At 49.6% G+C, this 18,208-nt stretch carries 18 protein-coding genes and 1 pseudogene; 12 read left to right on the top strand and 7 right to left on the bottom strand.

Translation table 11 applies throughout. The features are described 5' to 3' along the window. Positions 1–77 precede the first annotated feature (77 nt). The 4 genes from fkpB to K0335_RS11025 all read left to right on the top strand — a co-directional run bounded on the left by fkpB (position 78) and on the right by K0335_RS11025 (position 2,842). Positions 78–527 carry an FKBP-type peptidyl-prolyl cis-trans isomerase gene (gene fkpB, locus K0335_RS11040; RefSeq protein ID WP_000004655.1) on the top strand — a complete coding sequence of 150 codons (450 nt, stop codon included), beginning with the start codon at positions 78–80 and terminating at the stop codon, positions 525–527. A gap of 1 nt (position 528) precedes the next feature. Beyond that, positions 529–1,479 carry a 4-hydroxy-3-methylbut-2-enyl diphosphate reductase gene (gene ispH, locus K0335_RS11035; protein WP_001166400.1) on the top strand — a complete coding sequence of 317 codons (951 nt, stop codon included), beginning with the start codon at positions 529–531 and terminating at the stop codon, positions 1,477–1,479. Between the two features lie 65 nt (positions 1,480–1,544). Then, positions 1,545–2,459, top strand: a complete 915-nt coding sequence (rihC, locus tag K0335_RS11030; RefSeq protein ID WP_104919944.1) for a ribonucleoside hydrolase RihC — start codon at positions 1,545–1,547, stop codon at positions 2,457–2,459. A gap of 17 nt (positions 2,460–2,476) precedes the next feature. After that, positions 2,477–2,842 (top strand): DUF805 domain-containing protein, encoded by a 366-nt coding sequence (locus K0335_RS11025; RefSeq protein ID WP_104919945.1) that lies wholly within the window; start codon positions 2,477–2,479, stop codon positions 2,840–2,842. Between the two features lie 45 nt (positions 2,843–2,887). Here the strand turns inward: K0335_RS11025 and K0335_RS11020 are convergent, their stop codons facing one another. The 6 genes from K0335_RS11020 to citS all read right to left on the bottom strand — a co-directional run bounded on the left by K0335_RS11020 (position 2,888) and on the right by citS (position 10,185). Continuing rightward, positions 2,888–3,571 (bottom strand): response regulator, encoded by a 684-nt coding sequence (locus K0335_RS11020; RefSeq protein ID WP_000357985.1) that lies wholly within the window; start codon positions 3,569–3,571, stop codon positions 2,888–2,890. Next, positions 3,564–5,192, bottom strand: coding sequence for a sensor histidine kinase (locus K0335_RS11015; protein ID WP_012599854.1), 1,629 nt, complete (start codon positions 5,190–5,192; stop codon positions 3,564–3,566). Before K0335_RS11015 ends, K0335_RS11020 begins: the two co-directional genes overlap by 8 nt. A gap of 142 nt (positions 5,193–5,334) precedes the next feature. Continuing rightward, complete coding sequence (locus K0335_RS11010) at positions 5,335–6,636, bottom strand: oxaloacetate decarboxylase subunit beta (RefSeq protein WP_000377761.1); 1,302 nt, start codon at positions 6,634–6,636, stop codon at positions 5,335–5,337. A gap of 12 nt (positions 6,637–6,648) precedes the next feature. Next, positions 6,649–8,430, bottom strand: a complete 1,782-nt coding sequence (gene oadA / locus K0335_RS11005) for a sodium-extruding oxaloacetate decarboxylase subunit alpha (RefSeq protein WP_219393824.1) — start codon at positions 8,428–8,430, stop codon at positions 6,649–6,651. Between the two features lie 15 nt (positions 8,431–8,445). Further along, the gene (locus K0335_RS11000; protein WP_000990547.1) at positions 8,446–8,694 is read right to left on the bottom strand and encodes an oxaloacetate decarboxylase subunit gamma; all 249 of its coding nucleotides are present in this window, start codon (positions 8,692–8,694) and stop codon (positions 8,446–8,448) included. A gap of 150 nt (positions 8,695–8,844) precedes the next feature. Next, positions 8,845–10,185 carry a citrate/sodium symporter CitS gene (gene citS, locus K0335_RS10995; RefSeq protein ID WP_219393823.1) on the bottom strand — a complete coding sequence of 447 codons (1,341 nt, stop codon included), beginning with the start codon at positions 10,183–10,185 and terminating at the stop codon, positions 8,845–8,847. 283 nt (positions 10,186–10,468) lie between these two features. On the opposite strand from citS, the gene citC reads away from it, so the two are divergent. The 7 genes and pseudogenes from citC to dapB all read left to right on the top strand — a co-directional run bounded on the left by citC (position 10,469) and on the right by dapB (position 16,598). Continuing rightward, positions 10,469–11,455 (top strand): [citrate (pro-3S)-lyase] ligase, encoded by a 987-nt coding sequence (gene citC / locus K0335_RS10990; RefSeq protein ID WP_223667279.1) that lies wholly within the window; start codon positions 10,469–10,471, stop codon positions 11,453–11,455. A gap of 29 nt (positions 11,456–11,484) precedes the next feature. Continuing rightward, on the top strand, positions 11,485–11,778 hold the full coding sequence (gene citD, locus K0335_RS10985) for a citrate lyase acyl carrier protein (RefSeq protein ID WP_000402612.1): 294 nt from the start codon (positions 11,485–11,487) through the stop codon (positions 11,776–11,778). After that, positions 11,775–12,645, top strand: a pseudogene (citE, locus tag K0335_RS10980) (citrate (pro-3S)-lyase subunit beta). The gene citD and the pseudogene citE overlap by 4 nt, the downstream one beginning before the upstream one ends. Positions 12,646–12,657: 12 nt before the next feature. Then, a complete protein-coding gene (gene citF, locus K0335_RS10975; protein WP_104919948.1) occupies positions 12,658–14,178 on the top strand; it encodes a citrate lyase subunit alpha in 1,521 nt (506 codons plus the stop codon). After that, positions 14,178–14,729, top strand: a complete 552-nt coding sequence (citX, locus tag K0335_RS10970) for a citrate lyase holo-[acyl-carrier protein] synthase (protein ID WP_001012528.1) — start codon at positions 14,178–14,180, stop codon at positions 14,727–14,729. The genes citF and citX overlap by 1 nt, the downstream gene beginning before the upstream one ends. Further along, complete coding sequence (gene citG / locus K0335_RS10965) at positions 14,707–15,618, top strand: triphosphoribosyl-dephospho-CoA synthase CitG (RefSeq protein ID WP_104919949.1); 912 nt, start codon at positions 14,707–14,709, stop codon at positions 15,616–15,618. Before citX ends, citG begins: the two co-directional genes overlap by 23 nt. Positions 15,619–15,776: 158 nt before the next feature. After that, entirely contained in the window at positions 15,777–16,598 is an 822-nt protein-coding gene (gene dapB / locus K0335_RS10960; protein ID WP_000543618.1) for a 4-hydroxy-tetrahydrodipicolinate reductase, read from the top strand. Between the two features lie 131 nt (positions 16,599–16,729). On the opposite strand, the gene K0335_RS10955 is transcribed toward dapB, so the two are convergent. Beyond that, positions 16,730–16,936 (bottom strand): hypothetical protein, encoded by a 207-nt coding sequence (locus K0335_RS10955; RefSeq protein WP_219393822.1) that lies wholly within the window; start codon positions 16,934–16,936, stop codon positions 16,730–16,732. 117 nt (positions 16,937–17,053) lie between these two features. On the opposite strand from K0335_RS10955, the gene carA reads away from it, so the two are divergent. Beyond that, positions 17,054–18,202 (top strand): glutamine-hydrolyzing carbamoyl-phosphate synthase small subunit, encoded by a 1,149-nt coding sequence (gene carA / locus K0335_RS10950; protein ID WP_012599856.1) that lies wholly within the window; start codon positions 17,054–17,056, stop codon positions 18,200–18,202. Positions 18,203–18,208 lie beyond the last annotated feature (6 nt).

Raw genomic sequence — 18,208 nt, 5'->3', positions numbered from 1 at the left:
CTTATCCGGCCTACAGATTGCTGTGAAATCGTAGGCCGCATCCGGCAAAAATCCTCAAAATATAAGAGCAAACCTGCATGTCTGAATCTGTACAGAGCAATAGCGCCGTCCTGGTGCACTTCACGCTAAAACTCGACGATGGCACTACCGCCGAGTCTACCCGCAACAACGGTAAACCGGCGCTGTTCCGCCTGGGCGATGCTTCTCTCTCCGAAGGTCTGGAGCAACACCTGCTGGGGCTGAAAGTGGGCGATAAAACCACCTTCTCGCTGGAGCCAGATGCGGCGTTTGGCGTGCCGTCACCGGACCTGATTCAGTACTTCTCCCGCCGTGAGTTTATGGATGCAGGCGAGCCAGAAATTGGTGCAATCATGCTTTTTACCGCAATGGATGGCAGTGAGATGCCTGGCGTGATCCGCGAAATTAACGGCGACTCCATTACCGTTGATTTCAATCATCCGCTGGCCGGGCAGACCGTTCATTTTGATATTGAAGTGCTGGAAATCGATCCGGCACTGGAGGCGTAACATGCAGATCCTGTTGGCCAACCCACGTGGTTTTTGTGCCGGGGTAGACCGCGCTATCAGCATTGTTGAAAACGCGCTGGCCATTTACGGCGCACCAATTTATGTCCGTCACGAAGTAGTGCATAACCGCTACGTGGTCGATAGCCTGCGCGAGCGTGGGGCTATCTTTATTGAGCAGATCAGCGAAGTGCCGGACGGTGCGATCCTGATCTTCTCCGCACACGGTGTTTCTCAGGCGGTACGTAACGAAGCGAAAAGCCGTGATTTGACGGTATTTGACGCTACCTGTCCACTGGTGACCAAAGTGCATATGGAAGTCGCCCGTGCCAGCCGTCGTGGCGAAGAATCTATTCTTATCGGTCACGCCGGGCACCCGGAAGTAGAAGGGACGATGGGGCAGTACAGCAACCCTGAAGGGGGAATGTATCTGGTCGAATCGCCAGACGATGTGTGGAAACTGACGGTCAAAAACGAAGAGAAACTCTCCTTTATGACCCAAACTACGCTGTCGGTGGATGACACGTCTGATGTGATCGATGCGCTGCGTAAACGCTTCCCGAAAATTGTTGGTCCGCGCAAAGATGATATCTGCTACGCCACCACTAACCGTCAGGAAGCGGTACGCGCTCTGGCAGAACAGGCGGAAGTAGTACTGGTGGTTGGTTCGAAAAACTCTTCCAACTCCAACCGTCTGGCGGAACTGGCCCAGCGTATGGGCAAACGCGCGTTTTTAATTGACGATGCGAAAGATATCCAGGAAGAGTGGGTAAAAGGTGTGAACTGCGTTGGCGTAACTGCGGGCGCATCGGCTCCGGATATTCTGGTGCAGAATGTAGTCGCACGTTTACAGCAACTGGGCGGTGGTGAAGCCATTCCGCTGGAAGGTCGTGAAGAAAACATTGTTTTCGAAGTGCCGAAAGAGCTGCGTGTCGATATTCGTGAAGTCGATTAAGTCATTAGCAGCCTAAGTTATGCGAAAATGCCGGTCTTGTTACCGGCATTTTTTATGGAGAAAACATGCGTTTACCCATTTTCCTTGATACTGACCCAGGCATTGACGATGCCGTCGCCATTGCCGCCGCGATTTTTGCCCCGGAACTTGACCTGCAACTGATGACCACCGTCGCGGGTAATGTCTCGGTAGAGAAAACCACCCGCAACGCCCTGCAACTGCTGCATTTCTGGAATGCGGAGATTCCGCTTGCCCAGGGAGCCTCCGTTCCGCTGGTACGCGCACCGCGTAATGCGGCATCTGTACACGGTGAATCGGGAATGGCAGGCTACGACTTTGTTGAGCACAACCGAAAGCCACTGGAGATACCGGCATTCCTGGCGATTCGTGATGCCCTGATGCGTGCGCCTGAGCCTGTGACTCTGGTAGCCATCGGCCCGTTAACTAATATTGCGTTGTTACTTTCGCAATGCCCGGAATGTAAACCGCATATTCGCCGGCTGGTGATCATGGGCGGTTCTGCCGGACGCGGCAACTGCACGCCAAACGCCGAGTTTAATATCGCTGCCGATCCGGAAGCGGCAGCCTGTGTCTTCCGTAGCGGCATCGAAATTGTCATGTGTGGTCTGGATGTCACCAATCAGGCAATATTAACCCCTGACTATCTCGCCACGTTGCCGGAGTTGAATCGCACCGGAAAAATGCTACACGCCCTGTTTAGCCACTACCGTAGCGGCAGTATGCAAAGCGGTCTGCGTATGCACGATCTTTGCGCTATTGCCTGGTTGGTGCGCCCGGACCTGTTCACTCTCAAACCGTGTTTTGTGGCAGTGGAAACTCAGGGTGAATTTACCTCAGGCACGACGGTGGTTGATATCGACGGTTGCCTGGGCAAGCCAGCCAATGTACAGGTGGCATTGGAGCTGGATGTAAAAGGCTTCCAGCAGTGGGTGGCAGAAGTTTTGGCGAAGGCTTCATAAAATAAGGAACTAAAGGGATGAACAACAGCAAGGGAAGGCAAAATGGCTGGCGAAATGCCATAGATTTTAATGGTGTTGCCAGCCGCTATGAGTTTTGGTCATTTTTATCAGTAAGTGTGGGGATCTGCCTGTTGCCACTGTTTTGCTGGTGGCTGGCGTTAATGGCTAATCCTGATTATGGTGTTTTTATTTTCTTTGCTCTGCCACTGAGCGTATTACTCGGCTTACTCTTTCTTATACCTGTTCTTGCCATCGGTGTGCGGCGGATGCACGACATTGGCTACTCAGGATGGTGGTTTATTGCCGCAGTTCTCACGATATGGTTCATACCTGTCATCTTGTTGATATGTTGTATGAAATCGCGGACAACCTCAGAAAGTTAAACAGCACCGAACAGTAAGCAGATCTGTTGCGGTGCCTGGCGATTGTTATTTCCCGCGATAAATCCGTTCAGGTCTGCCGACTTTGCCATAAACGATTTCAGCTTCGAGAAAATTATCTTTTACCCCCTGTTCCAGGTAGCGACGAGCTGTGGTTTTACTGCTACCGAGCAGGCGAGATAGTGAGTCGGCAGTATGTACCACCTCTGGCTCGCTGAAGCATTGGCGCACGCGTTGTAATGTTGTTTCATCAATACCTCGCATTGTTGCCTCAGGTGCAATATTTTCTTCTTTTGCCTGAATATTAAATAGCGCATCGACATGCGTCTGGCTGGCTTGTTCACTTGAACGAAGTGAGCTGCGATAGCGAGAAAAGCGCTGGAGTGTATGTTGTAGTCGTTGGTAATGAACAGGTTTTATTAAATAATCAAACACGCCAAGGCGTAGCGCTTCACTAATCGTATCCATATGGTTATCTGCGGTGATAAAAATTATTCGACCGCTATAGCTGGTATTCACCGTATGGCGAATTAAATCGATACCTTTACCGTCAGGCAAAAAATTATCCAGTAAAATTAATTGTGGTTGATAAAGACGGATCATTTTTTTAGCACTTTCTTGTTTATCCGCAACGCCAATAACATCAAAAGCCGGGAGTTGCTTAAGTGTATCAACCAAAATCTCTGCCAGTAATGGCTCATCCTCAACTATCAGTGTGGTTATCTTATCCATGATGTTGTTCTCTGGTCAGGGGAATATATAAACTAAATATGGTGCCATAGGGGATGTTGTCATCAATAACGATATGCCCACCCGCCTGTTCGGTGTAGCTTTTAACCAGCCACAAACCAATACCGTGTTCAGCGTTATTACTGCTGGTAATACCACGTTCAAAAATATGATCGCGAATACTATCGTCAATACCACAGCCCTGATCGGCTACTTCAATCAGTATTTCATCGCCCTCGCTGTTAATCAGACATTCAATTTTACGGCTACCATCAGGCTGTTTCAGCGTGGCATTAAAGGCGTTATCCAGCAGATTACCAACAATGGAAATCCACTCATTATGGGTGAGCGATGTGGGTAGTGAATCTACATAGCAGGCGGGATCGAACACCAATTCAAGATCCAACTCTTTGGCGCGATAGTATTTACCGATCAACAGGCCAGCAAGGTGACTGTTTTTGAATTTTTGTGCAATAAAATCAATCACTTTTTGGTGGCTGTCAGACTGTTGTTGAATCAGGTTAAGAGCATGGTCGTAGCGTTTTAAATAAAGCAAGCCAGCAATAGTAGAAATCACGTTACGATGCTCGTGCTGAACTGCACGTAAATTATCGGCATATTGTTGAATCTGACTCAGTTGCAGGCTGAGAGTATTAATATCATCTTTACTTCGAAAGCTAATGACCCAACCTTGCGGTTTTTCATCGAGAATGACGGCCATACGGCTGGCAATAACTTTAATTTGATTAAAGGTAACTATCTCATCTTTTTTATTATTCTGCGGCTTATCGTAAAAAAAGGTATCTGGCGAAACAACATCGGATATTTTTTTGCCAATTAAATATTGTTCAGGATATGGCTGATTAAGCATCTGTCGGGCCGTCTGATTAATTGCAGTGATCTGATGTTGTGAATCAATGGCAATTAAACCTTCAAATACTGACTCAAATAACACATTTTGTTGTAATACCAGTTTCGATATTTGTTGTGGCTCCATATTAAACATCTGCCGTTTAATATGTAATGAAAACAACCGAGCAGAAAATAACAACAACAAAAGTAGGGCAAGCATGGGTAACATTAACGAACTATGTTGCAGACTCAACCAGCTTTCCAGTTGTTGCAGGGTATATCCCACCGATACAATCCCTATCACTTTACCTGTCGCGTCCTGAATCGGCGATTTTCCCCGTAACGAAGAGCCCAGCGAACCTTGCCGTACAGAAACATAACTTTTGGCATTAATCAGCGCTTCGTCGTTATCGCCACCTTCCATTTGCTGACCAATTTCATTTGGCACTACATGATAAAGTCGAATACCTTTGGCATCGCCAACGGTAATGTAGGTGGCATCGGAAAATGAATGCATTGGATCTATTAGCGCTTTAATTCGGGCCAGATCATTTTTTTCGACGGCTTCAACCAGTTCTGGCATGGCGGAGATTTGCATCGCCTGGATCAAGGCCCGTTGACCTACCTGATAGTGCAGACGCTCTTTAGTGATATTGGTTAAATACCAGGAAATCGCCAGCATCACGACAGTAGAAGTGAAAAGAATCAGCAAGAAGATGCGATTTTGAAATGAGCGTCGGGAGAACCACTGAATCACGATTTGAATTATCACCTGAGAAATAATTTACGGATATGATTTTCGCCTTTTCATTGCGGTTACGGGCCGACCTGGCGCATATTTCAATGAAATTCGGAAAACGTTTAAAAAGGAACCGTAAAAAGGCGGGAGTCGCTCCCGCCTTTTGAGGACAAAATTACATTGCCATAACGTATTTCAACATCACCCCAGCGGCGATGGCAGAGCCAATAACACCTGCCACGTTCGGCCCCATCGCGTGCATCAACAAGAAGTTCTGGGCGTCAGACTCCAGGCCCACCTTGTTGGAGACACGGGCTGCCATGGGCACTGCCGAAACACCGGCTGAACCGATCAGTGGGTTAATTTTGTTTTTGCTGAATACGTTCATCAGCTTCGCCATTAACACACCCGCTGCCGTACCGATACAGAACGCAATAACACCTAACAGCAAGATCCCCAGCGTTTGCGGCTGGAGGAACTTATCTGCCACCAGTTTTGCGCCAACGGAAAGGCCCAAAAAGATAGTTACGATGTTGATCAATGCGTTCTGTACGGTATCGCTCAGACGCTCAACTACACCACTTTCGCGCATCAGGTTGCCGAAACAGAACATCCCCAACAGCGGTGCTGCATCCGGCAATAACAGTGCAACCAACAGCAGAAGTACCAACGGGAAAATAATTTTCTCGCGCTTACTGACTGTACGCATTTGCACCATGCGGATCTTGCGTTCTTTTTCCGTGGTCAGGAGCTTCATAATCGGTGGCTGAATCAGCGGTACCAGTGCCATATAAGAGTACGCTGCAACTGCAATTGCTCCCAACAGCTCAGGCGCCAGCTTGCTTGCGAGGTAGATCGCGGTTGGGCCGTCAGCACCACCGATGATGCCAATTGCCGCAGCCTGTGGCAGGGAGAACGAAATAAAGCCGAAGTAATTCAGCGTTAATGCTCCCAGCACCGTGGCGAAGATACCAAACTGAGCAGCTGCACCCAGTAATAGCGTACGTGGATTCCCCAACAGCGGACCAAAATCAGTCATTGCGCCTACGCCCATGAAAATCACCAGCGGAGCGACGCCTGAACCAATAGCCACTTTATAGAACAACGCCAACACGCCAGGCGTATAGCCCATATCAACAGCCAGTGTTTCCAGTTGCGCCTGAACTGATGGTAATGCCAGCGCCAATGCTTCTTTAATCGCATGTACGTCTGGCACGCAGTTCAGTTTGGCTGCCACAATCGCCAGTTGCCCGGCATCATGATGTACCAGCAAACTTTCGAATGCCGTCATCGCCAGCCCGGCTTCGGGAATGTTGGAAAGCAGGCCACCGAAGCCAATGGGTAGCAGGAGTAACGGTTCGAACTTTTTCACAATGGCGAGCCACAGCAGCACCAGACTGACCAGCAACATCACGGCCTGTCCAGCGCTGAGGTGCATCAGCCCCATACCCTGAATTAGGGCATTCAGACTATCCATCTCAGTTCTCCGTTACGCCAGCGTCATCAGGGTATCGCCAACCGCAACGGCGTCTCCGGCCTTGACCGCAATACCACGAACAGTTCCCGCCTGTGCAGCGCGGATCTCGGTTTCCATTTTCATCGCTTCAAGGATCAGCAGCACATCACCTTCAGCGACGCTTTGTCCTTCGGTAGCGATGATTTTCCAGATATTCCCGGCCAGCGGTGCGGTTACCGGAGTACCACTCCCGGCAGGTGCGGCAGCTGGTGCGGAAGGTTGAGCGACGGTCGTGGTGGCAACTTGCTGAATGTCGCCACCTTCGCTTACTTTCACCACAAAAGCTTTGCCTTCAACTTCAACGGTGTAAATTCCAGAAGAAGATGGCACTTTTGCTTCAGTTTTCGCAGGTTCTGCCGGACGAGTACTTTCAATCTGCGGTACAGGTTCAAATGCTGCCGGATTTCCGCGATTTTCGAGGAATTTCAGCCCAATTTGTGGGAACAGGGCAACTGTCAGCACATCGTCAATGGTGTTAGCAGCAAGCTTGATGCCTTTTTCTGCCGCCTGGCGTTTCACTTCCTCTTCCAGCTGGGCCAGTTCAGGTTTCAGCAGATCGGCGGGGCGACAAGTGATGGCGACGTCGCCTTTTAACACTTCAGCCTGCAGAGCCGCGTTTACTGGAGCAGGTGTCAGGCCATATTCACCTTTCAGAATGCCAGCAGTTTCTTTAGCAATAGTTTTATAACGCTCACCCGTCAGAACATTAAGTACCGCCTGAGTACCAACAATTTGAGAGGTTGGTGTAACCAGCGGGATAAAGCCCAGATCTTCACGCACGCATGGAATTTCGCTCAGCACAGCATCCAGTTTGTCGGAAGCATTTTGTTGTTTCAGCTGGCTTTCAAGGTTGGTCAACATGCCACCTGGCACCTGTGCCACCAGAATGCGGCTGTCGTAACCTTTCAACTGGCCTTCAAACGCATGGTATTTCTTACGTACATCGCGGAAATAAGCTGCGATTTTTTCCAGACGTTGAATATCCAGTCCGGTATCGAATTCCGTTCCGGCAAGTGTGGCGACCATGGCTTCAGTTGCCGGATGGGCGTAGGTGGCACTCATTGAAGATATTGCCGTATCAACACCATCTACACCTGCTTCGATAGCTTTCAACAGTGCCATCTCTGCCATCCCGGTAGTGGCGTGGCAATGCAGATGCAGTTTCACGTCATAACGCTGTTTAATTGCGTGAACCAGTTCCCAGGATGCACTCGGTGTCAGGATGCCTGACATATCTTTAATAGCGATAGAGTCGACGCCGATTTCCAGCAACTGCTCAGTCAGATCCAGCCAGGTTTGCAGGGTATGTACCGGGCTTGTGGTGTAGGAGAGCGTTCCCTGAGCGTGAGCACCATGGCTCCGTACAGCACGCAACGCTGCCTGCATATTGCGTGGATCGTTCATCGCATCGAAAACGCGGAACACATCCATGCCGTTTTTCACCGCGCGTTCAACGAAACGTTCCACGACGTCGTCAGCGTAGTGGCGATAACCCAGGAGATTTTGTCCGCGCAGCAACATCTGCAACGGCGTTTTCGGCATCGCTTTTTTCAGTTCACGCAGGCGGACCCATGGATCTTCACCCAGAAAGCGAATGCAGGCGTCATAGGTTGCACCGCCCCAGCACTCCAGTGAACCGTAGCCGATGTTATCGAGTTCTGCGGCGATGGGGAGCATATCGTCCAGGCGCAGACGCGTGGCGAAAAGAGATTGGTGCGCATCGCGCAGGACCACGTCAGTAATGGAAATAGTCATAGGTTCCTCCCTGAATTACGAATTAAGACGGCGATGATGATGAATGGCGGCAGCGATTACCGGCTTCAGGCGGCTGAAATCATCAGCTGGTGCAGCGGTAGTGGCGGCAGGTTTTGGTGCGGCAACCGGCTCCGGGAAGAAGCGGTTAACGGCGACGGACATACTTTTAATGGCGAGGATAAGCAGGCAGAGAAAGCCCAGAACAAAACCCATCCCCAGAAACATCAGCGTGAAGCCTTCGCCTAAAAGTTGTGCAGCGTTCATAGATGTATCTCAAGCGGAGGCACAACGACGCGACAGAGCGTTAATCTTCTTTTCTTGCTAAGAAAGGGTGGACTTCCCGGAACCGCCCCTGGCTCAGGTCCCTTTCTTAGCAGAAGAATTAACGACCCATCGCGCCATTGTGCGAACAGGTTAAACCATCATCCCAAATACAATACTGGCGATAACCAGCACGATACCGCCACCCAGACGGGAGGAGATCTGTGCATAAGAGATCAGGTTCATACGGTTACAAGCAGACAGCACTTCCAGGTCACCGGAACCACCACGGTTAGCCATACACAGGCCAGCGGTAATTGCTGATTCGATCGGGAAGAAGCCAATTATCCAACCACCCAGTGCAGCACCGACGACGGCACCCACTACGATAAATGCAGCGATAACCACGTTAGCGAAGGTGATAGCGTCGATGATTTCTTGCAGGTCGGTATAGCAAACGCCAACCCCTACCATCAGCACCCACAGCAGTTGCTTGGAGAAGAAGTCAGACAGGCGTTTAGCACCCGCTTTGATTTCAGGAGAACACAGACCAGAGGCGTTCAGTGCTGCAACGATCAGAACCATCCATGCGAAGTAGTGGATAGATACACCACCAATGCTTGGCAGGATTTTCTTCGCCATGACATAAGCCAGCAGGAAGCAGGTGGTCGCCAGTACCATACCTACAGCCGTTTCACGATGGGTTATCTGGCCTGCTTTTTCATCATCTTCTGCTCTGAAAGAGGCTTTACGAACCAGTTCGCCTTCACCGCTCAATACCGGGTATTTTTTACCGACGATATCAAGAACAGCAGCCATAACGATGGCGAAAATGTTAGCGATGGTCAGAATGGCGATTGCAGTTGAGTAGTACTCTTCACGAGAACGGCCGGTGATGGAGTGATAAATTTCAGACAGCGGAACAGCACCCGCACCGTTACCACCACCCATGATTGGCAGAACGTACAGCATCATGATGCGGTCAACTGGAATACCAAAGCACAGACCAATTAAAATACCGAATACAGATGCACCGAGAATCCCCACCAGAATGGTCGGAATATAACCCAGCAGAGATTTTATAAGCAGACGACGGTTAACCGACAAAATGGCGCCGGTAATCAGCACGGTAATAAACAAGTTAAGGAAGTTACTTTTATCCATAACATTGCTAATGGTGTCGATTTCTTTCTGAGTAAAAATACCAGCATAAACAAAATATGCCGCTACCAGAAATATCATTACTGGTGCGCCACCAATATATTTGTTAAATATCGGCAGGCGCTTACCAATTTCACCAAAAATAGCGCCAATAATAAACATGATTGCGAAACCACCGACCAGGTCGTTTGGCAATGAATCATTAAAATGCGAAAGTAATAGTGTAATTAACGCAAACGCGTAAAGCGGAAGCGGCATGCCGAATATTTTAAAACTCAGCAAGGCATTCGCGCCTTTTTTCTCCGTGACCGGAGCCTGGCTGATGTTACTCATAAACTATCCTGTTTAAGTAAAAAAGTTAAAATGGCGAGGCAGCGTAAATGGTAAGCAATCAGAAGGTGGGCAGGTTGTGATTTTGTTCACCGAATCAAGAGTGTTTTTATTGATTTAATTATTTTATTTCACCCAATTAATTAAATGCATAAAATCAATAAGCCAGATAAAAATACCCTGCAGAATGTGAGCAGAATAAAAGAATGATCCCCCCAGCAATGGCGAAATACGCCTGTATATTTTCTACAGGTGGGAAATAGTGAATATCATCTTTAAACAGTGTATTCCACAACGGGATGCCAGGAACAGGGCACGGCTGGTTGAGTTTCTTAGCGAGTCAGGGCTGACGTTGGAAGCCGATTGCGAAGTCATGGTACTGGCAGAGCAACGTGGGCGCCTGGTCGGCTGCGGCGCTATTGCGGGAAATGTCATTAAAGATATCGCCATCGACCCTACTGCGCGTGGTGACGGCCTGAGTCTGAAATTGCTCACTGAACTACTTATACTGGCTTGTGAGATGGGACGTAACGATCTTTTTCTGTTTACCAAACCGGAAAACGTCGTGCTTTTTTCTGGCGCTGGTTTTTTCCCTATTGCGCAGACAGAGCACGTTGTTCTGATGGAAAATAGCCGTGAACGGCTGACACGTTATTGCCGACAACTTGCATTATATCGCCAGTCAGGAAATAAAATTGGTGCAATTGTAATGAATGCCAATCCATTTACCCTCGGGCATCGTTATCTCGTAGAGCAGGCATTAAAACAGTGCGACTGGTTGCATATATTTGTAGTTCAGGAAGATGCCTCTTTTTTCAGTTATCTCGATCGCTGGAAATTAATTGAACAGGGTATTTTGGGAATGGATCGTGTGACACTGCATCCAGGATCGTCATATATCATTTCTCGAGCCACTTTCCCGGGTTATTTCCTCAAGGATAAAGGCGTGATAGATGAAAGCCACAGCCAAATCGATTTACAACTCTTTCGTGATCACCTCGCGCCCGCATTAGGCATCACACACCGCTTTGTGGGTACAGAACCAAACTGCCAGCTGACTCGCGCCTATAACCAGAAAATGAAAACGCTGCTGGCACCCGCCATTGAAGTGGTGGAACTACCCAGAACAGAAAAAGAAGGCGCTGCAATTTCAGCTTCTCGCGTGCGCAAACTTTACAACGAACGAAACTGGCAGGCACTGGCGCCGCTGGTTCCTTCTTCAACACTCGCTTTTTTGACGCGTCTGGCGGCCGGTAATACGGAAACGGCATGACATTTTCTTCGTGAATAAGGAAAGAACAGATGGAAATTATTAAAGACGCCCTGGCCGGCACGCTGGAATCCAGCGATGTCATGGTCAGAATTGGCCCTTGCGATGAACCAGGAATACACCTGGAACTGGAGAGCCTGGTGAAACAACAATTTGGCAACGCCATTGAACGCGTTACCCGCGAAACCCTGGCGAAGCTGGGCGTGGAACGTGCACACGTAGTGATTGATGACAAAGGTGCGCTGGAGTGTGTGTTACGTGCTCGCGTACAGGCAGCGGTAATGCGTGCTGCAGAACAAGCGGAAATTCAGTGGGGGGCAATATGAAACCACGTCGCAGTATGTTGTTTATCCCGGGTGCAAATGCCGCCATGTTAAGTACTTCCTTCGTTTATGGCGCAGATGCCGTCATGTTCGATCTGGAAGATGCTGTTTCTCTGCGTGAAAAAGACTCCGCTCGTCTGCTGGTGCATCACGCATTAACAGCATCCGTTATATCAGGATGTAGAAACCGTTGTTCGTATCAACCCACTCAATACACCGTTTGGTCTGGCTGATCTGGAAGCTGTAGTACGCGCCGGAGTGAATATTGTTCGCCTGCCGAAAACTGACAGTAAAGAAGATGTTCTGGAGCTGGAAGCGCACGTTGAGCGTATTGAACGTGAATGCGGACGTGAGCCTGGCAGCACGAAATTAATGGCGGCAATTGAGTCTGCTGTGGGTGTTGTCAATGCGGTTGAGATCGCGACATCTTCCCCGCGCATGGTCGCTATTGCTCTGGCGGCTTTTGACTATGTGATGGATATGGGCACCAGTCGTGGCGATGGCACTGAGCTATTTTACGCGCGTTGTGCGGTATTACATGCAGCTCGTGTGGCGAAAATTGCGGCCTACGATGTGGTGTGGTCAGACATTAACGATGAAGCGGGATTTGTCAAAGAAGCGCAACTGGCGAAAAACCTTGGTTTTAACGGTAAATCCCTGGTAAACCCTCGTCAGATCGAGATGCTGCACCAGGTTTATGCACCGACGCGTGCTGAAGTAGGTCATGCACTGGAGGTGATTGCTGCGGCAGAAGACGCCGAAGAACGCGGCCTGGGCGTGGTGTCATTAAACGGCAAGATGATAGATGGCCCGATTATCGATCACGCACGTAAAGTGGTGGCGCTGTCGGCTTCCGGATTTCGCGACTAAGGACAGGGAACAATGAAAGACACCGTATCGATGCTGAATCAGCAATATGTTATGCCGGAAGGATTACAACCTTACGCGGGTGTGACTGCAAAAAGCCCATGGCTGGCGGATGAAAAAGAAAAACGTAGCCGTAAAATTTGTGACTCTCTGGAAGATGCCATTCGCCGCTCAGGTCTGCAAAACGGCATGACTATCTCCTTTCACCATGCGTTTCGTGGTGGCGATAAAGTTGTTAACCTGGTGGTAGCGAAACTGGCTGAAATGGGCTTTCGCGATCTGACACTGGCCTCCAGTTCACTGATTGATGCCCACTGGCCGCTGATTGAGCACATTAAAAATGGCGTCATTCGCCAGATCTACACTTCCGGCCTGCGCGGCAAACTGGGTGAAGAAATCTCTGCCGGGCTGATGGAAAATCCGGTACAAATTCACTCCCACGGTGGTCGTGCGCACCTGGTGAAATCGGGTGAGCTGAGCATTGACATTGCATTTCTCGGTGTACCGTGCTGTGACGAATTTGGTAACGCCAACGGATTTAGCGGTAAATCTCGTTGCGGTTCACTGGGCTATGCCAAAGTGGATGCCGATGCGGCGAAATGTGTGGTACTGCTGACAGAAGAGTGGGTCGGTTATCCTAACTACCCAGCGAGTATTGCTCAGGATCAGGTTGATCTCATTGTCCAGGTCGAAGAAGTCGGTGATCCGGCAAAGATCACTGCAGGTGCTATTCGCCTGACCAGCAATCCTCGCGAACTGTTAATAGCCCGCAAGGCAGCGAATGTTATTGAGCATTCTGGTTATTTCAAAGACGGATTCTCGCTACAAACCGGTACTGGCGGTGCCTCGCTGGCAGTGACGCGTTTCCTCGAAGATAAAATGCGCCGTCTTAATATTACCGCTGGTTTTGGCCTTGGCGGGATCACTGGCACGATGGTTGATCTGCATGAAAAAGGGCTGATCAAAGCGCTGCTTGATACCCAATCATTCGATGGAGATGCCGCTCGCTCGCTGGCAACTAACCCGAATCATATCGAAATTTCAGCGAATCAATATGCTAACCCCAGCTCTAAAGGTGTCTCTTGTGAGCGACTGAATGTGGTGATGCTGAGTGCGCTGGAAATTGACGTTAACTTCAACGTTAACGTCATGACTGGTTCCAATGGCGTACTGCGCGGTGCATCCGGTGGTCATAGTGACACCGCAGCTGGTGCTGATCTCACTATTATCACCGCACCCTTAGTGCGTGGTCGTATTCCGTGTGTCGTGGAAAAAGTACTGACCACCATAACACCGGGCGCCAGTGTTGACGTGTTGGTTACCGATCATGGTATTGCTGTTAACCCGGCACGTCAGGATCTGATCGACAATCTGCGTGAAGCGGGTGTGCCGTTAATGACCATTGAACAGCTCCAGGCACGTGCCGAAATGCTCACCGGCAAACCAGAACCCATCGAATTTACTGATCGGGTGGTAGCTGTGGTGCGTTATCGTGATGGATCGGTCATTGATGTGATTCGCCAGGTGAAAAACTGATGAATGGCGCAGACTTGCTGTCAGGCGGTCAGCCTGTCACGCTCGAAGAAATGCTGCTGGCTCGCGAAAAGCGGGCAGCACGGCAACGGCATGCAGTAGCTTGCTACCGGGTGTCGTTAATCTCTCTGACGCTGGTCGCGCCGGGACAGGTAAAAAATTCACCTGTCTGGCAACGTGTGGCGGGCTATGCGCGTGAGGCTGTTCTCACGTGTTGCCAGCAACATGAGTGGGTAAGCGTCTGGGAAAAGAGCATTGATGAGCGCAGCGGGCCTGAATGGATGGCTGCGGTCTGCGCCCCGGCAAAAAACCTAAAACAGGCGATGCTACAACTGGAGGACGAACATCCTCTTGGCCGGCTCTGGGATATTGATGTCCTGGACAGCGAAGGGACGGGGATTTCCCGTCGTGCACTGGGGCTGCCACCACGTCAATGCTTGATCTGTCAGGATGATGCGCACCTTTGCGCACGTGCCAGACGGCATACGCCTGAACTGCTGTTGGAAGAAATAACTAAAAGGATTGTAAGTTATGAGCGACGTCATCACGACTGATCAACCTGCCAGTGCGACATCGTTACTACAGGCCAAAGGTATTGCAAACCTTGTAGAAAGAGCACTGCTCACCGAAGTTCGTTTAACGCCTAAACCAGGTCTTGTGGATATTCGCAACTCCGGCGCCCATAAAGATATGGATTTAGCTCTGTTTGAAAAGAGTACGGTAGCGGTTGCACCGTGGATGGAAAATTTTTACCAGTTGGGGTACGACACCTCCGCACTGGAAGCAGAACTCGTATTGCCGATGCTTCGCCCCATTGGTATGGCGTGTGAGGCCGACATGCTACAGGCGACAGGGGGAGTTAACACTCACCGTGGCGCAGTTTTCTCCTTTGGTTTAATCAGTGCAGTCACAGGCCGCATGGTGGCACTGGAGGAAGAGCTCGAACAGAACCGTATTTGTTACTGGGTAGCAAGAATGTGTCGGGATCTGGTCGCAAAAGAGCTATCCAGTGAAGCGACAAACGCAGCAACCAGTAAAAGTGTCGAACACTTTTTACATTACGGTCTTTCTGGTGCGCGAGGCGAAGCTGAAAGCGGATTCCAGACAGTGAGAACCGTCGCCTTGCCAATTTTTGAACGTATCCGCGCCCAAAACGAAGATATGAATCTGGCATTGCTGCAAACATTGTTGCATTTGATGGCGTGGAATAACGACACCAACCTTGTCTCTCGCGGCGCCTTAAAAGGGTTGTATTACGTACAGCAGCAGGCGCAGAAAATGTTATGGGAAGGGGGCGTATTAATGCGCGGTGGCCTGGAGGCATTACAGGCTTTCGACGATGAACTGATCGCCCGTAACCTGAGCCCAGGCGGTAGTGCTGACCTGTTAGCCGTTACCTGGTTTTTAAGCCACTTCCCGAAAGGCGAAACTTTCGCTGATTAATCTTCCTGTAATTCACCCTGCGGGGTGAATCATATCTTTTACTGATTACCCTGCCTGTTTTACATTTAATTCTAATTATCCGCGTTTTTCTGTAGCAGCGTAACGAGACGCTGGGTACTCTGAAACGGTTTACGCAAAATTAACAAGAGAGAATAACTATGCATGATGCAAACATCCGCGTTGCCATCGCGGGGGCTGGTGGTCGCATGGGGCGGCAGTTGATTCAGGCTGCTCTGGGACTGGAAGGCGTGCAGCTTGGTGCGGCGCTGGAGCGTGAAGGTTCTTCATTGTTAGGCAGTGATGCGGGTGAGCTGGCGGGAGCAGGCAAAACAGGTGTTACCGTGCAAAGCAGCCTCGATGCAGTAAAAGATGATTTTGATGTGTTTATCGATTTTACCCGCCCGGAAGGTACGCTGAATCATCTCGCTTTTTGCCGCCAGCATGGCAAAGGGATGGTGATTGGCACCACGGGTTTTGATGACGCAGGTAAACAGGCGATTGGTGAAGCTGCCAAAGATATTGCGATTGTTTTTGCCGCCAATTTTAGCGTTGGCGTTAATGTCATGCTTAAGCTGCTGGAGAAAGCAGCGAAAGTGATGGGTGACTACACCGATATCGAAATTATCGAAGCGCATCATCGACATAAAGTAGATGCGCCGTCAGGCACCGCCCTGGCAATGGGAGAGGCGATCGCCCACGCTCTTGATAAAGATCTGAAAGATTGCGCGGTCTACAGTCGTGAAGGTCATACCGGTGAACGTGTGCCCGGCACCATTGGTTTTGCCACTGTACGTGCCGGAGACATCGTGGGTGAACATACCGCCATGTTTGCCGATATCGGCGAGCGCCTGGAGATTACGCATAAGGCTTCCAGCCGCATGACTTTTGCTAACGGCGCGGTAAGATCGGCATTGTGGTTGAAAGGTAAAGATAAAGGACTTTTTGATATGAAAGATGTGCTTAATTTGAATGATTTATGATGGTTTTCAATATAATTTTATGTTTTTATTTTTTTTAATATATTGATTTTAAAGGGGGCGATAAAATTTCGCCCTTTATTTTTCTGGTTATTATGTGTTTTTATTGTGAGTTGATTAAAAGTATCTGTTTTTCATTCTATTTTTGTTGCGTAACTGTAAATTTTGACCAAATGGTCCACTTTTTCGACGTGTTTGATAATTTTATGAATTAAACTTTTACCGCAAGCGTTTTCCAGAGTGAGTTTGCTGATGTTTTTACCTGTTAATGCCTGTAAAACATGCATGAGCCATAAAATAATATAAAAAATCCCGCCATTAAGTTGACTTTTAGCGCCCATATCTCCAGAATGCCGCCGTTTGCCAGAAATTCGTCGGTAAGCAGATTTGCATTGATTTACGTCATCATTGTGAATTAATATGCAAATAAAGTGAGTGAATATTCTCTGGAGGGTGTTTTGATTAAGTCAGCGCTATTGGTTCTGGAAGACGGAACCCAGTTTCACGGTCGGGCCATAGGGGCAACAGGTTCGGCGGTTGGGGAAGTCGTTTTCAATACTTCAATGACCGGTTATCAAGAAATCCTCACTGATCCTTCCTATTCTCGTCAAATCGTTACTCTTACTTATCCCCATATTGGCAATGTCGGCACAAATGACGCCGATGAAGAATCTTCTCAGGTACATGCTCAAGGTCTGGTGATTCGCGACCTGCCGCTGATTGCCAGCAACTTCCGTAATACCGAAGACCTCTCTTCTTACCTGAAACGCCATAACATCGTGGCGATTGCTGATATCGATACCCGTAAGCTGACGCGTTTGCTGCGTGAGAAAGGCGCACAGAATGGCTGCATTATCGCAGGCGATAACCCGGATGCGGCGCTGGCGTTAGAAAAAGCCCGCGCGTTCCCAGGTCTGAACGGCATGGATCTGGCAAAAGAAGTGACCACCGCAGAAGCCTATAGCTGGACACAAGGGAGCTGGACGCTGACCGGCGGTCTGCCAGAAGCGAAGAAAGAAGACGAGCTGCCGTACCACGTCGTGGCTTATGATTTTGGTGCCAAGCGCAACATCCTGCGGATGCTGGTGGACAGAGGCTGTCGCCTGACCATCGTTCCGGCGCAAACCTCTGCGGAAGACGTGCTGAAAATGAATCCAGACGGCATCTTCCTCTCCAACGGTCCTGGCGACCCGGCACCGTGTGATTACGCTATTACTGCCATCCAGAAATTCCTCGAAACCGACATTCCGGTATTCGGCATCTGCCTCGGTCATCAGCTGCTGGCGCTGGCGAGCGGTGCGAAGACCATTAAGATGAAGTTCGGACACCACGGCGGCAACCATCCGGTTAAAGATGTTGAGAAAAACGTGGTGATGATCACCGCCCAGAACCACGGTTTTGCGGTGGATGAAGCAACATTACCTGCAAACCTGCGTGTTACGCATAAATCCCTGTTCGACGGTACGTTACAGGGCATTCATCGCACCGATAAACCGGCATTCAGCTTCCAGGGGCACCCGGAAGCCAGCCCTGGTCCACACGACGCAGCGCCGTTGTTCGACCACTTTATCGCGTTAATTGAGCAGTACCGTAAAACCGCTAAGTAATCAGGA

It is taken from the genome of Escherichia sp. GZ89, from assembly GCF_019366485.1.
Lineage (GTDB): Bacteria > Pseudomonadota > Gammaproteobacteria > Enterobacterales > Enterobacteriaceae > Escherichia > Escherichia fergusonii.
This window is presented reverse-complemented; position numbering and strand designations above follow the sequence as displayed.

Coding starts and splice junctions, on each gene's coding strand:
- fkpB (WP_000004655.1), top strand. CDS start 78: ATGTCTGAATCTGTACAGAGCAATAGCGCCGTCCTGGTGCACTTCACG.
- ispH (WP_001166400.1), top strand. CDS start 529: ATGCAGATCCTGTTGGCCAACCCACGTGGTTTTTGTGCCGGGGTAGAC.
- rihC (WP_104919944.1), top strand. CDS start 1,545: ATGCGTTTACCCATTTTCCTTGATACTGACCCAGGCATTGACGATGCC.
- K0335_RS11025 (WP_104919945.1), top strand. CDS start 2,477: ATGAACAACAGCAAGGGAAGGCAAAATGGCTGGCGAAATGCCATAGAT.
- K0335_RS11020 (WP_000357985.1), bottom strand. CDS start 3,571: ATGGATAAGATAACCACACTGATAGTTGAGGATGAGCCATTACTGGCA.
- K0335_RS11010 (WP_000377761.1), bottom strand. CDS start 6,636: ATGGATAGTCTGAATGCCCTAATTCAGGGTATGGGGCTGATGCACCTC.
- oadA (WP_219393824.1), bottom strand. CDS start 8,430: ATGACTATTTCCATTACTGACGTGGTCCTGCGCGATGCGCACCAATCT.
- K0335_RS11000 (WP_000990547.1), bottom strand. CDS start 8,694: ATGAACGCTGCACAACTTTTAGGCGAAGGCTTCACGCTGATGTTTCTG.
- citS (WP_219393823.1), bottom strand. CDS start 10,185: ATGAGTAACATCAGCCAGGCTCCGGTCACGGAGAAAAAAGGCGCGAAT.
- citD (WP_000402612.1), top strand. CDS start 11,485: ATGGAAATTATTAAAGACGCCCTGGCCGGCACGCTGGAATCCAGCGAT.
- citF (WP_104919948.1), top strand. CDS start 12,658: ATGAAAGACACCGTATCGATGCTGAATCAGCAATATGTTATGCCGGAA.
- citX (WP_001012528.1), top strand. CDS start 14,178: ATGAATGGCGCAGACTTGCTGTCAGGCGGTCAGCCTGTCACGCTCGAA.
- citG (WP_104919949.1), top strand. CDS start 14,707: ATGAGCGACGTCATCACGACTGATCAACCTGCCAGTGCGACATCGTTA.
- dapB (WP_000543618.1), top strand. CDS start 15,777: ATGCATGATGCAAACATCCGCGTTGCCATCGCGGGGGCTGGTGGTCGC.
- K0335_RS10955 (WP_219393822.1), bottom strand. CDS start 16,936: ATGGGCGCTAAAAGTCAACTTAATGGCGGGATTTTTTATATTATTTTA.